The 13142-nt window shown below is 64.6% G+C and carries 10 protein-coding genes; 9 read left to right on the plus strand and 1 reads right to left on the minus strand.

The window, feature by feature from the left end; all coding sequences use genetic code 11:
* Positions 1-2 precede the first annotated feature (2 nt).
* On the minus strand, positions 3-2795 hold the full coding sequence (locus EPO50_RS29985; RefSeq protein WP_296350527.1) for a [protein-PII] uridylyltransferase: 2793 nt from the start codon (positions 2793-2795) through the stop codon (positions 3-5).
* 72 nt (positions 2796-2867) lie between these two features.
* Here EPO50_RS29985 and EPO50_RS29990 point away from each other — a divergent pair, with 72 nt between their 5' ends.
* The 9 genes from EPO50_RS29990 to EPO50_RS30030 are packed head-to-tail and all read left to right on the plus strand — an operon-like array spanning position 2868 to position 13099.
* On the plus strand, positions 2868-3218 hold the full coding sequence (locus EPO50_RS29990) for a helix-hairpin-helix domain-containing protein (RefSeq protein WP_296350528.1): 351 nt from the start codon (positions 2868-2870) through the stop codon (positions 3216-3218).
* A complete protein-coding gene (gene mnmE / locus EPO50_RS29995; protein WP_296350530.1) occupies positions 3215-4561 on the plus strand; it encodes a tRNA uridine-5-carboxymethylaminomethyl(34) synthesis GTPase MnmE in 1347 nt (448 codons plus the stop codon). The genes EPO50_RS29990 and mnmE overlap by 4 nt, the downstream gene beginning before the upstream one ends.
* 58 nt (positions 4562-4619) lie before the next feature.
* Positions 4620-7205 carry a DNA ligase D gene (gene ligD / locus EPO50_RS30000; protein ID WP_296350532.1) on the plus strand — a complete coding sequence of 862 codons (2586 nt, stop codon included), beginning with the start codon at positions 4620-4622 and terminating at the stop codon, positions 7203-7205.
* Between the two features lie 5 nt (positions 7206-7210).
* Positions 7211-8113 (plus strand): Ku protein, encoded by a 903-nt coding sequence (locus tag EPO50_RS30005; RefSeq protein ID WP_296350534.1) that lies wholly within the window; start codon positions 7211-7213, stop codon positions 8111-8113.
* Positions 8114-8144: 31 nt separating this feature from the next.
* The gene (locus tag EPO50_RS30010) at positions 8145-8774 is read left to right on the plus strand and encodes a histidine phosphatase family protein (RefSeq protein ID WP_296350536.1); all 630 of its coding nucleotides are present in this window, start codon (positions 8145-8147) and stop codon (positions 8772-8774) included.
* A gap of 24 nt (positions 8775-8798) precedes the next feature.
* Positions 8799-10673, plus strand: coding sequence for a tRNA uridine-5-carboxymethylaminomethyl(34) synthesis enzyme MnmG (mnmG, locus tag EPO50_RS30015; protein WP_296350537.1), 1875 nt, complete (start codon positions 8799-8801; stop codon positions 10671-10673).
* A 3-nt stretch (positions 10674-10676) separates the two neighbouring features.
* Entirely contained in the window at positions 10677-11306 is a 630-nt protein-coding gene (rsmG, locus tag EPO50_RS30020) for a 16S rRNA (guanine(527)-N(7))-methyltransferase RsmG (RefSeq protein WP_296350539.1), read from the plus strand.
* 31 nt (positions 11307-11337) lie between these two features.
* Positions 11338-12153, plus strand: coding sequence for a ParA family protein (locus EPO50_RS30025; RefSeq protein WP_296350773.1), 816 nt, complete (start codon positions 11338-11340; stop codon positions 12151-12153).
* Positions 12137-13099 carry a ParB/RepB/Spo0J family partition protein gene (locus EPO50_RS30030; RefSeq protein ID WP_296350541.1) on the plus strand — a complete coding sequence of 321 codons (963 nt, stop codon included), beginning with the start codon at positions 12137-12139 and terminating at the stop codon, positions 13097-13099. The genes EPO50_RS30025 and EPO50_RS30030 overlap by 17 nt, the downstream gene beginning before the upstream one ends.
* Positions 13100-13142: the final 43 nt, after the last annotated feature.

Below are 13142 nucleotides of genomic sequence, written 5' to 3' on the forward strand. Positions count from 1 at the left end.
GATTACTCCGCCGCCTTCGGCAAAGGATCGAAGCGGGCGTCGAAGTCGCGGATGGAGGCTTCAACGGTCGTGGCGACCTGCTTGAGCTTCTCCTGGTTCACGACTTTCAGGCCGAACAGGTCTTTCACGTAGAAGACGTCGACGGCGCGTTCGCCGTATGTCGTGACATGCGCCGAAGCGATCTGCAGGTTGAGGCGTGTGAGTGCGCGCGTCACGACATGCAGGAAGCCCGGCCGGTCACGGCCATTGACCTCGATCACCGTGAACGTGTCCGAGGCGTTGTTGTCGATCAGCACACGCGGCTCGACGGTGAAGACACGATCGCGCTTTGGCCAGGAAGCGCGCTGGCCGTCGAGTTCGCGCTGGATATCGAGACGATTCGACAGTGCCAGCTCTACGCGGGCTGCCAGCCGCGCCAATCGCTGCGGACCATCGAACGGTCTGCCCTCGAGATCCTGGATCCAGAAGGTGTCGAGCGCCATGCCGTTGGCCAGGGTGAAGATCTTGGCGTCGACGATGTTGGCGCCGCTGATCGCCATGGCCCCGGCGAGACGCGCAAAGAGCCCGTGCGTGTCGAGCGTATAGATCGTGATCTCGGTGACGGATCGTTCGACATCGACGCGATGCTCGAAGGCGAGCGGTTGCTTGTCGCGCTCGGCGCGGCGCACCAGCTCGGCCTGGCGTGCCAGGGTCTCTGGCGGGAAGGACAGCCAATACGGCGCATAGCCGCGCGCAAAATGCGCCTCCTTGTCGGTATCGGACCAGCCGACGAGCCGGCCCGCGACATCGGCCTGGATGTGCTTGATGCGCTCCGCACGACCGCCCGCCAGGGTGCCGCCCGACAGGACCTGCTCCGTGGCGCCATAGAGCTGGCGCAGCAAGGCAGCCTTCCAGTTGTTCCAGACGGTGGGCCCGACGGCGCGAATATCGCACACGGTCAGGACCAGCAGCAGACGCAGGCGTTCGGGCGATTGTATCAGGGCGGCGAAAGTGTCGATGGTCTTTGGGTCCATCAGGTCGCGCTGGAAGGCCGTGGCCGACATGGCGAGGTGATAGCGCACCAGCCACGCGACGGTTTCCGTCTCGGCAGCGCTCAACCCCAGCCGCGGTCCGAGCTGCATCGCCACATCGGCGCCCAGCACGGAATGATCGCCGCCGCGGCCCTTGGCGATATCGTGCAGCAGCACGGCGAGATAGAGCACCGGTCGCGACAGGATCTTGTGCACGATGTCGGCCGACAGCGGATGGTCTTCCTTGAGCGCCCCCGACTCGATGCGCGAGAGGATGCCGATGGCGCGGATCGTGTGCTCGTCGACCGTATAGGTGTGATACATGTCGTGCTGCGTCTGCGCGACAACACGACCGAAATCGGGAATGAAACGGCCGAACACGCCGGCTTCGTTGAGACGCCGCAGCGTCGTCTCCGGATCGTGCCGCGACGTCATCATCTCCATGAAGAGACGATTGGCCTCGGGATCGGTCCTGAGGCGATCGACCAACCGGATGTTCTGGGTGATGAGCCTCAGCGTCGCCGGATGGATGTCGAGGCCGTTCTCCTGCGCCACATGGAAGAGCCGCAGGATCGCCACCGGATCCTTGGCGAAGGCATCGGAGCTTGCGACTGCCAGCCGTTCGCCATCAAGTCGGAAGCCCTCGAGCTGGCGTGGCCGTAGCGTCTGCCACAGTGCCGCGAGCTTGGGCTTGCGCCGGCGGCTGTCCTCCAGCGCGGCGACGAAGATGCGCGTTAGATCGCCGACAGTCTTGGCGTGAAGATAATAGTGCTTGGTGAAACGCTCGACGCCGCGGCTGCCCGATCGGTCCTGATAGCCGAGGCGCACGGCGATCTCGCGCTGCAGGTCGAAGGACAGGCGATCGTCGGCGCGGCCGGTCAGATAATGGATATGGCAGCGCACCGTGGCGAAGAAACGCTCGGCGCGCTCGAAGTGACGCGCCTCGTCCCTGGTCAGCACACCCTTGGCCACCAATTCGCCAGGCTCGCTGACGCGATAGAGATACTTGGCGATCCAGAAGAGCAGGTGCAGATCGCGCAACCCGCCCTTGCCTTCCTTGACGTTGGGTTCGACGACATAGCGCGAGTCGCCCATCCGGTGATGCCGCTGGTCACGTTCCGCGAGCTTGGCCTCGACGAAGTCATGGCCGTCGCCGATGTAGAATTTCTGCGCGAAGCCGCGGGTCAGCTCGTCGAACAGTTCGCGGTCGCCCCAGAGATAGCGCGCTTCCAGCAGCGCCGTGCGGATCGTCTGGTCGCGCTCGGCATAGCGCAGGCTCTCATCGACGGTGCGGGTGGCATGCCCGACCTTCAGGCCGAGATCCCACAAGAGATAGAGCATGAACTCGACGATCTGCTCGCCGCGCGGCGTCTGCTTGTAGGGCCGCAGGAACAGGAGATCGATATCGGACAGCGGCGCCAGCTCGCCCCGTCCGTAGCCGCCCGTGGCGACCACCCCCAGCCGCTCGGCCGCGCTCGGATTGGCCGCGGGGTAGGCGTACTGGTCGGCAAAGTCGAACAGGACCCGGATGATCTGGTCCATCAGATAGGAGGTTGCCACCAGAACCGCCGGCCCGTCGTTGCGTAGCGGACCGGGCTCCTCGAACCGCCGGCGGATTTCGGCCCGACCGTTGGCCAGGGCTTCGCGCAACAGGGCCAGTACAGCCGGGCGCGGCGGGTCGCCGCCGGCCGGCAGGTCCTCGACCAGGGCGGCCAAGGCCTCGTCCAAGGCGCGCCGGCGGACGATGGCACGTCGGTCGGGGATCTGATCGTAGGGTTTGCCCATGTGGGCGCGATACTACAGGTCCGACCCCGCCCCCTGCCAGCCCGGCCGGGTTTCATGCCATAAAGGCGCACCATGAAGTTCAAAGCCTTCTTCGTCGCCGCGGCGCTGGCTTTTAGCGTGACGGGTGCATTTGCCCAAGGCGCCGGCCGGCCGGCGCCCGCGCCGACGGCACCAGCGTCCAGCCTGATCGACCTGAACAGCGCCAGCCGCGACGATCTCATGACCCTGGACGGGATTGGCGAAGTGCGGGCCGACGCCATCATCCGGGCGCGGCCGTTCAAGGCCAAGACCGAGCTAGTCGAGCGCCGGCTGATCCCGGAATCCCTCTACGAGAAGATCTCCGACAAGGTGATGGCGCGTCCCATCCCCGGCCAGCCGGCACAGCCGCCGGCCCGGCAGCCCGCCCCGCCCAAGCGCTCGTGACCGAGGCCACGATCTACGCGCTGGGCACGCCGACGCCCTCGCGTGCGCATCCCGGCGCGATTTCGGTCATCCGGTTGAGCGGCCCGCGCGCCGGCGAGGCGTTGGTCGCCCTCACCGGAAAAGATGTTCTGCCCGCGTCGCGCCGGATGGTGTTGCGCACGGTACGCGATCCCGTGAGCGGCGAGGCGATCGACCGCGGTCTGGTCGTGTGGTTCGAGGCGCCCAACACCGAGACTGGCGAGCCGATGGCGGAGCTGCACCTGCACGGCGGCCGTGCCGTCGTGAGTGCTGCGCTCGATGCCATTGCCCATCTGGGATTCTGCCGTCTGGCCGAGCCGGGAGAATTCACGCGTCGCGCCTTCGAGCACGGCAAGCTCGATCTCACTGAAGCCGAAGGCATCGCCGACCTGGTCGCGGCCGAAACCGGCGCCCAGCGACGGCAGGCTCTGCAGCAGATGGATGGCGCGCTGCACCGGCTCTACGAGGCATGGCGCGGCGCCGGTCTGCGTGCGCTGGCCCATCTCGAAGCAGCCATCGATTTTCCCGACGAGGATCTGCCCGGCGGCCTTGCCGATGAGGTGCGTGTCGCGATAGCCGAGCTGCAATCGGAGGTAGAGACCCATCTCGCGGACCGTCGCGGTGAGCGGCTGCGCGAGGGTCTGTCGATTGCCATCATCGGACCGCCCAATGCCGGCAAATCTTCGCTGCTGAATCTGCTGGCGCGGCGCGATGCGGCGATCGTTTCCGAGACGGCAGGGACGACGCGCGACGTGATCGAAGTGCATCTCGATCTCGGCGGTTGGCCGGTCGTGCTGGCTGACACGGCAGGCCTGCGTGCCTCGCCCGACGCCATCGAACAGGAAGGCGTGCGCCGGGCGAAGGCACGTGCGGCAGCCGCCGACCTGCGGCTATTGGTGCTCGACGCTTCTGGCGACTGGCGCGCAGAGATGAGGACACTCATCGCGGCGACGGAGAACTGGAATCCGGCATACGACATCGTCGTCGTGAACAAGATAGATCTGGCGCCGGTTGAGTCGCCAGAGGTTGTACAACTGTCCGCAAACAACGGCGCTGGCTTGCCCGACTTGCTGGTGCGCCTGGAGCGATCTGCTGGCGAGCTGATGCAGGAGGGCGCCGGCGTTGTTCCTCTCACCCGAGCGCGCCATCGTGAGGCGTTGGTCGAGTGTCAGGCCGCACTTGGTCGCTCGCTGGTTGCACCCGAAGTAGCGCTCGCTGCCGAGGACTTGCGACTTGCCTTGCGTGCCATCGGCCGCATCACCGGCACGGTCCGCATCGACGAACTGCTGGACGTGATCTTCCGCGACTTCTGCATCGGGAAGTGAACAGACTGGCCGCTTGCAACCGGAACGAGTCGTGCGCAGGCTCGTTCATCGTAAACCCATGCGCAAAGACAGCCTCGCCTCTTATCGCGCGATGCGCGATTTCAGTCGGACGGAGGAACCGTCGGGCAAAGGAGCCGTGGCGGCAAACAAGCAGCTTCGCTTTGTCATCCAGCGTCACGATGCGACGCGGCTGCACTACGATTTCCGGCTGGAGCTCGACGGCACTTTCAAATCGTGGGCAGTGACCAAAGGGCCGTCGCTCGATCCCACGGTCAAACGCCTCGCCGTGGAGGTCGAAGACCATCCTCTAGATTATGGGGATTTCGAAGGCACGATCCCCAAGGGACAGTATGGCGGTGGCACGGTGCAGGTTTGGGACCGCGGTTATTGGCTTCCCGAAGGTGATCCTCACGATGGTCTGAAGCGCGGCGATCTCAAATTCACGCTCGTCGGTAACCGGCTCGAAGGAAGTTGGGTGCTGGTGCGCATGCGCTGGGACCGCAAGGGAAGCCGCAAGCGGGTCAACTGGTTACTGATCAAGCATCGCGACGCGGCGGCTCTCGAAGGCGACGACGACACGATCCTGGAGGATCCGAGGTCGATAGCGTCGGGCCGGACGCTGAAGCAGATCGCACTCGGTACCGGGAAGGCACCGACGCCGTTTATGACGGCCAAGGGTAAGAAGACGAAGGCAGCGAAAAGGCGGGAGACAAAAGTCCGCAAGACCTCCTCGATGCCGCGCTTCGTCGAGCCGCAGCTCGCCAAGCTCGTAGAACGTGCGCCGTCGGCTGCTGGCTGGGCGCATGAGGTAAAGTTCGACGGTTATCGCCTGCAACTCAGGGTCGAGGATGGCGATGCCGTACTGCGCACGCGCAAGGGGCTGGATTGGACGGAAAAGTTTGCCGCCATCGCCCGGCAGGCGGAGAAACTTCCAGACTGCATCATGGACGGTGAAGTCGTGGCGCTCGACCGTCACGGCGCGCCCGATTTTGCGGCATTGCAGGCCGCTCTCTCCGAGGGCGATTCCAAGAACCTGATCTACTACGCCTTCGATCTGCTGTTCGTCGAAGGCGAGGACCTGCGGGACTTGCCGTTGATGGAGCGCAAGGCCCGGTTGCAGGACGTGCTGGCGGGATTGAAGACCAAGCATCCGGGGTTGCGCTATGTCGATCACTTCGAGACCGGCGGCGATGCCGTTCTCCAGTCGGCTTGTCGCATGCATTTCGAGGGAATCATCTCCAAGGAGTTGTCGGCGCCCTATCGCTCCGGCCGTGGTGGTAGCTGGACCAAGGCCAAGTGCCGCGCCGGCCACGAGGTCGTGATTGGCGGTTGGACCAGCGAAGGCAGACGGCTGCGGTCGCTGCTGGCGGGTGTGCATAGGGGAAAGAAGCTCGTCTATGTCGGCCGCGTCGGCACGGGATTCGGCGCGGCGGTGATGCGCTCGTTGCTGCCCAAGCTGCGCGATCTCGAAAGTGACACGAGTCCGTTCGCGGCCGGCGCCAGTCCGCCCAAGGAAGCCAACATGCATTGGGCGAGGCCTAAGCTGGTGGCCGAGATCGAGTTCGCCGGCTGGACCGGCGCCGGCAATGTGCGTCAGGCTGCGTTCAAGGGGCTGCGCACCGACAAGCCGGCCGAAGAGGTCGAGGCGGAGAAGCCCGCCAAGCCGGAGAAGACCCGCATGGCCAAGCCCGCTCCGACCAAGCGTCGAACCCGTGCGACAGCGAAGTCTTCGAAAGCGTCGGGCCCGGCCATTGTGATGGGTGTATCGATCTCGCATCCCGACAAGCCGCTGTGGCCGGACGAGACGCCACCCGTCACAAAGCTCGAGCTGGCCCGGTATTACGAGGCCGTCGGCGACTGGATGATCGATCATCTGAAGGGTCGTCCCTGCTCCCTTGTGCGCACGCCGGACGGCATCGACGGTCAAACGTTCTTCCAGCGCCATGCCATGGCCGGCTCCTCGCACCTGCTCGAAGAGGTGAAGGTCAAAGGCGACGGGAAGCCTTACCTGCAGATCGACCGGGTCGAAGGCCTGGCGGCGGTGGCGCAGATGGGCGGCACGGAGCTGCATCCCTGGAACTGCCAACCGGGCAATCCAGAGCTGCCGGGCCGGCTGGTGTTCGATCTTGATCCCGGGCCCGATGTGAAGTTTTCGGCCGTGATCGCCGGTGCGCGCGAGGTGGCGGATCGGCTGAAGCCGCTCGGCCTCGTGCCTTTCTGCAAGACGACAGGCGGCAAAGGCCTGCATGTTGTGGTGCCGCTGACCTCCGATCCGAAGAGCCCCGACTGGGACACGGCCAAGACCTTCGCCAAGGAGATCTGCCGGCGCATCGCCGAAGACGAGCCGGCGCGCTACCTGATCAACATGGCGAAGAAGGAACGAAAGGGCCGCATCTTCCTGGACTATCTGCGCAACGACCGGACCTCGACGGCGGTGGCGCCGTTGTCGTCGCGCGCGCGTCCCGGCGCCACGGTCTCCATGCCGATCGAGTGGAGCCAGGTGAAGGCGGGCCTCGATCCCACGAAGTACACGGTGCGCACGGCGCCGGCGTTGTTGAAACGCAGCAAGCCGTGGCGAACCTACGCAAGATCGGCGAAGCCGCTGCGCGCGGCGATCGAACGTCTCCTGAAGATGAAAGGATAACCGCCATGGCCAAGCAGAAGGGATTGAGGCCGACCTGGGAAGGCCACCTGCGTCTGTCGCTCGTCACCTGTCCTGTCGCGCTTTATACGGCGACGGAGCGTAGCGCTGACATTCATTTCAACCTGATCAATCCCAAGACCAACAACCGCATCCGCATGCAGACGGTCGATGCGGGCACGGGCAAGACCGTCGATCGTGCCGATCTGGTGCGCGGCTTTGAGGTGTCGAAGAACAAGTACGTATTGCTCGACAAAGAGGAACTCGACGCGGTGCGACTGGAATCGACGCGCATCCTCGACATCGAGGAGTTCGTCGATGCTGGCGGCATCGATCGCATCTATTGGGACCAGCCCTACTATCTGGCGCCGTCCGGCAAGACGGGCATCGAGGCGTTCTCCGTGATCCTGGCGGCGATGGTCCGGCAGAAGAAGGTCGCACTGGGCCGCGTCGTGATGCATCAACGCGAGCGTATCTGTGCACTGGAGCCGCGAGGCAAAGGCATCCTGCTCACCACGTTGCGCACGCACGACGAGATTCGCGATGCTTCGGAAGTGTTCGACCGCAGCCTGCCGAAGCCCGAGCCGCGCATGCTGCAGATCGCCGAGAAGATCATCGAACAGCAGGAGGCCGAATTCGAGCCCAAGCATTTCAAGGATCGCTACGAAGATGCTCTGCGTGACTTGATCGCCCGCAAGAAGAAGGGCGAGACCGTGACCACGGCGGCGCCGGAAGAAGAGGACGAGAAGGTCGTCGATCTCATGGAGGCGTTGAGGAAGAGTCTGAAGGGTGGCGGCGGTCCTTCGCGCGAGAAGACCGAGCGCTTCCTCGAAGCCCATGGCCGTCGCACGAAAGCGAAGCCGAAAGCAAAGAGCCGCCGCAAGACGGCGGCTCGGAAACGCGCGGCCTAGTTCTTCGCTACGTCTCGGCTACACTGGCAGGATGGCCAAGATCCTGCTGACCCGCCACGGGCATGTCGACGGCATCGAACCTGCCCGCTTCCGTGGTCGGGCCGAGCTGCCTCTTACACAGGTCGGTGTAAAGCAGGCCGCCGCCCTCGCGACCCGGATCGCGCGACATTGGAAGCCGGCCGCCGTCTATACGAGCCCGCTGCAGCGCTGCATCGTTACCGGCCGCCATATCGCCGAGGCCAGCGGCGTGACTGCAGCCGTCCACGAAGGGCTGGGCGACATCCACTACGGCGCCTGGCAGATGCGCACCCATGCGGAGATCGAGCAGGAATCGTCGGAGGCCTATCACCTGTGGCGGCACGCCCCTCATCTCGTGCGCTTTCCCGATGGCGAGTCTCTGCAGGACGTGGTGGCGCGTACCGCCAACGCGTTGCGGTTGGTGCTGGAGAAGCACCCCAACGACACGGTCGTGCTGGTCGGCCACGACAGCGTCAATCGCGCGCTGCTGCTCCAACTCGTCGACCAGCCCCTCTCGGCCTATTGGAGTTTTGCGCAGGATCCATGCGCGTTGAACGAAATCGACGTGCTCGCCGGCGGTGCGGTCCGGGTCGAACGCATCAATGATACAAGTCATCTCGAGGGCGATCTGGACCGGGCCTGACCGAGGGGCGTAAAAGGCACCGCCATGCGGGCCTTTTCTTCATATGACGTGATCGTAGTGGGCGGCGGCCATGCCGGCTGTGAAGCCGCGGCGGCATCCGCGCGCCTGGGCGCCCGCACCCTGCTCCTGACCCATCGGGTCGAGACGATCGGCGAGATGTCCTGCAATCCGGCCATCGGCGGCTTGGGCAAGGGCCACCTAGTCCGCGAGATCGACGCCCTGGACGGCATCATGGGCCGGGCCATCGACCGGGCCGGTATCCAGTTCCGTACCCTCAACCTGTCCAAGGGACCGGCTGTGCGCGGGCCCCGCGCACAGGCCGACCGCAAACTCTATCGGGCGGCGGTACAGGATTTGCTCGCCGAGCAATCCAATCTCGAAATCCGTGGCGATGCAGTTGCGGATATTGTTCTGGATGCAACCGGTGCGTGTGCCGGTGTGGTCACCGAATCGGGCGATCAAATCGGCGCGGGGCGCGTGATCCTGACGACAGGGACGTTCCTCCGAGGCCTGATTCATATGGGCGAGACCAAGATCCCCGCCGGCCGCGTGCGCGGCAATGGGCGGGACGATGTGGTCGAGCAGCCGTCGACAGCGCTTGCGCAGACGCTGAATCGTCTCGGCTTTGCCTTGGGACGCTTGAAGACCGGCACGCCGGCGCGGCTCGATGGACGTACGATCGACTACGCGTCGCTGGAGCGGCAGGACGGCGATGACCCGCCACAGCCCTTCTGCTACTTGACGGCTCGCATCACCACGCCGCAGATCGCCTGCCACATCACCACGACCACGGCGGCAACCCACGAGATCATCCGCGCCAACCTGCATCGCGCGCCGATGTATTCCGGTCAGATCGAGAGTGTCGGCCCGCGCTACTGTCCGTCCATTGAGGATAAGGTCGTGCGGTTCGGCCATCGCGAGCGCCATCAAATCTTCCTCGAACCCGAGGGGCTGGACGACGACACGGTCTATCCCAACGGTATCTCGACGTCGCTTCCCCAGGAGGTGCAGCTCGCCATGCTGCAGACGATTCCGGGGCTGGAACGCACAACCATGCTGCGGCCGGGATACGCCATTGAATACGATCACATCGATCCGAGAGAGCTTCACCCGACCCTGGAAACCCGGAAGGTTCCGGGCCTCTACATGGCGGGTCAGATCAACGGGACGACGGGCTACGAGGAAGCGGCGGCCCAGGGGCTGATTGCCGGATTGAATGCGGCGCTCGACAAACCGTTCACAGTCGACCGCGCCGATGGGTACCTCGGCGTCCTGATCGACGATCTGGTGTCTTTGGGCGTGACCGAGCCGTACCGCATGTTCACGTCGCGAGCCGAGTATCGGCTGTGGCTGCGGGCGGACAATGCCGACCAGCGTCTGACGCCACGCGGGCTGGAGATCGGCTGCGTCAGCAGCCACCGGGCCGGAATGTTTCACGTGAAACAACAGGCCCTCGAAGTGGCTCGTACCCTGGCCGGGTCGCTGCGTCTCAGCCCGTCGGTCCTGGCCAAGCGAGGGATTTCCATCAACCAGGATGGTGTACCGAAGTCCGGCCTCGACCTGCTGGCCTATCCGGAGATCGACTGGACCCGGCTCTGCGGTCTGTGGCCGGAGCTGGCCGGCGTGGCGCCGGAGATCGCTGGACAGCTGACGATCGACTCTCGCTATGAGGGCTACCTCGCCCGGCAGCGCCAGGACATCGCGGCCTACCGCAGGGATGAGGCGTTGGAACTTCCGGCTGATCTGGACTACGCCGCCATTGGCAGTCTTTCCAATGAAGTCCGCCAGAAGCTCCAGACCCATAAGCCGGGAACCCTCGGCCAGGCTGCCCGGATTTCGGGGGTGACCCCGGCCGCTCTCATTGCTCTCCTGAAGCACGTCCGCCGCCGGGCCGCGTAGGCCATGGATCGGGATCCTCTGGCAGATGTTTCACGTGAAACACGCCACCGTCTGGAAGTCTTCGTCGAAACCCTGGAGCGCTGGCAAAAAGCTATCAACCTGGTCAGCCGGAACACCATGGATGGGGTCTGGAAGCGCCATATCCTGGATTCGGCCCAGGTGGTTCCCCTTATACCCGATACCGCCGAAACGCTGGCCGATTTAGGCAGTGGCGGCGGATTTCCGGGGCTGGTCATCGCAGTGATGCGGCCCGACTTGCGGGTCACGCTGATCGAATCGGATGCGCGAAAAGCCGCGTTTTTAGGTGAAGTTGGCAGGCGTATGGGCTTGGAAAACCAACCGAAAATCGCCATCTCTCGTATAGAGGCCGCGCCGCCCGCAGCAGCAGATGTTGTGACGGCGCGCGCCCTGGCACCTTTGGGGCAATTGCTCCGATGGGCCGAGCGTCACCGAAAAGATACCGCTATTTGCCTTTTCCACAAGGGGAAGGGCTGGCCGGCGGAGGTCGAGGAGGCCAAGAAGGAATGGGATATCTCGCCCGAGCCTATCGCCAGCGTAACAGATCGTGACGCCGTCATCCTTCGAATCGGCCCCTATCGAGCCGCCACCCCCGGCGCCCCCTCCGGCTCCTGAGACGCCTCCAAAGGCGTCGGCGGCTCCCCAGATCTTTGCGATCGCCAATCAAAAAGGTGGCGTTGGTAAAACCACGACCGCGATCAACCTCGCCACCGCCTTGGCTGCCGTCGGTGAGAAGGTTCTTTTGATAGACTTAGACCCTCAGGGCAATGCCTCGACCGGTCTAGGGATAGGTAGAAATGATCGCTCACCCGGATCCTATGAATTTCTCCTGGGACTGAACCCGCTCGCCGAATGTGTACGGAGTTCGCAGATCCCGAGCCTTGAGGTGATGCCCGCTTCGGTCCAGCTCGCTGGCGCGGAAATCGAACTGATCGACATGGATGACCGTGAGCATCGTCTCGATCAGGCGCTGAACGGCCCCGGCGGCGAAGCGCGCCAGCGCTGGACGATCATCCTGATCGACTGCCCCCCGTCCCTCGGCCTTGTCACTCTGAACGCCCTGGTTTCTGTCGACGCTGTCCTCGTGCCGCTGCAGGCGGAATTCCTGGCGCTCGAAGGCATCGGCGCACTCGGCAACACGATCGAACGGGTGAAGAAGAGACTCAACCCAAAGTTGCACATCGCCGGGGTCGTCCTGACCATGGTCGACCGCCGCATGACCCTCAGCCAGCAGGTCGAGGCAGATGTGCGCGGGCACTATGGCGAGCTGGTCTTCGGGACGACAATCCCACGCAACGTTCGGATCGCCGAAGCGCCCTCGCACGGCATGCCGGTGCTGATCTACGACAATGCCTGCGCCGGATCGCAGGCCTATATCCTGCTGGCGAGCGAATTCATCCGCCGCCGGCGCACCATTGCAGAACAGGCAGAACAAAAGGCCTCGCATGAGCCAGCCTCCTAAGCCGCGCGGTCTCGGCCGCGGCCTCAGTGCGCTTCTTGGTGACGACGAAGTCGCCGCCGCCGTCGCCCCACCACCGCCTGCACCGCCGCCCGCCGCGCCGCCCGAACCGGTGGTGCGAGAGGCCGCGAGCGCTGCTCCCAGTCGCACGCCCTTCACTCTGCCGATCGGCCAGCTCAAGCCCGGCAAGATGCAGCCGCGCACCAGCTTCGAGGGCATCCAGCAGCTCGTCGAATCGATCAAGGAATACGGTCTTCTACAACCTATCCTTGTGAGGCCGCTGGACGATTCGGCCAACACTTACGAGATCGTTGCCGGCGAACGGCGCTGGCGGGCGGCCCAGCTCGCTCAGTTGCACGATGTGCCGGTGGTGTTGCGCACCATCACCGACCAGGATGCGCTGCAGATCGGCCTGATCGAGAACCTGCAGCGTTCCGACCTGACGGCCATCGATGAAGCCAACGGCTATCAGCGCCTGATCGCCGACTTCAAGCAGACCCAGGAAGAAATCGCCCGCACGATGGGCAAGAGCCGGCCGCACGTCGCCAACACATTGCGCCTGCTCGACCTGCCCGCGACGATCCAGGAGATGATCAAGGAAGGCGACCTTACTGCCGGCCATGGTCGCGCCCTGATCGGCCTGCCCGATCCGCTGACGCTTGCCCGCCGCGCCATCGACGAAAAGCTCTCGGTGCGTGACCTCGAGAAGCTCGGCGGCGAAGAGAAGCAGACGCCACCGCGAAAGGGCGGCAAGGCAAATGGCAAGGCAGCGACGACGGACTCCGCCAAGAGCGCCGACACACGCGCGCTCGAGAAGCGGATCGAGGAAGCGCTTGGTCTCAAGGCCGACTTGAAGCTGCGTGGCCTCGGCGAACAGAGCCTGCTCACGCTGGAAATCCGCGACTTCGATCAGCTCGACACGGTCGTGGACAAGCTGACCCGGCGCTGACCCTGTAAGAACTCCGAAAGAAGTACGCCGGAAAGCAGCCCCT

It is taken from the genome of Reyranella sp. (genome assembly GCF_004297405.1).
Classification (GTDB): domain Bacteria; phylum Pseudomonadota; class Alphaproteobacteria; order Reyranellales; family Reyranellaceae; genus Reyranella.

Coding starts and splice junctions, on each gene's coding strand:
- EPO50_RS29985 (WP_296350527.1), bottom strand. CDS start 2,795: ATGGGCAAACCCTACGATCAGATCCCCGACCGACGTGCCATCGTCCGC.
- EPO50_RS29990 (WP_296350528.1), top strand. CDS start 2,868: ATGAAGTTCAAAGCCTTCTTCGTCGCCGCGGCGCTGGCTTTTAGCGTG.
- ligD (WP_296350532.1), top strand. CDS start 4,620: ATGCGCAAAGACAGCCTCGCCTCTTATCGCGCGATGCGCGATTTCAGT.
- EPO50_RS30005 (WP_296350534.1), top strand. CDS start 7,211: ATGGCCAAGCAGAAGGGATTGAGGCCGACCTGGGAAGGCCACCTGCGT.
- EPO50_RS30010 (WP_296350536.1), top strand. CDS start 8,145: ATGGCCAAGATCCTGCTGACCCGCCACGGGCATGTCGACGGCATCGAA.
- mnmG (WP_296350537.1), top strand. CDS start 8,799: ATGCGGGCCTTTTCTTCATATGACGTGATCGTAGTGGGCGGCGGCCAT.
- rsmG (WP_296350539.1), top strand. CDS start 10,677: ATGGATCGGGATCCTCTGGCAGATGTTTCACGTGAAACACGCCACCGT.
- EPO50_RS30030 (WP_296350541.1), top strand. CDS start 12,137: ATGAGCCAGCCTCCTAAGCCGCGCGGTCTCGGCCGCGGCCTCAGTGCG.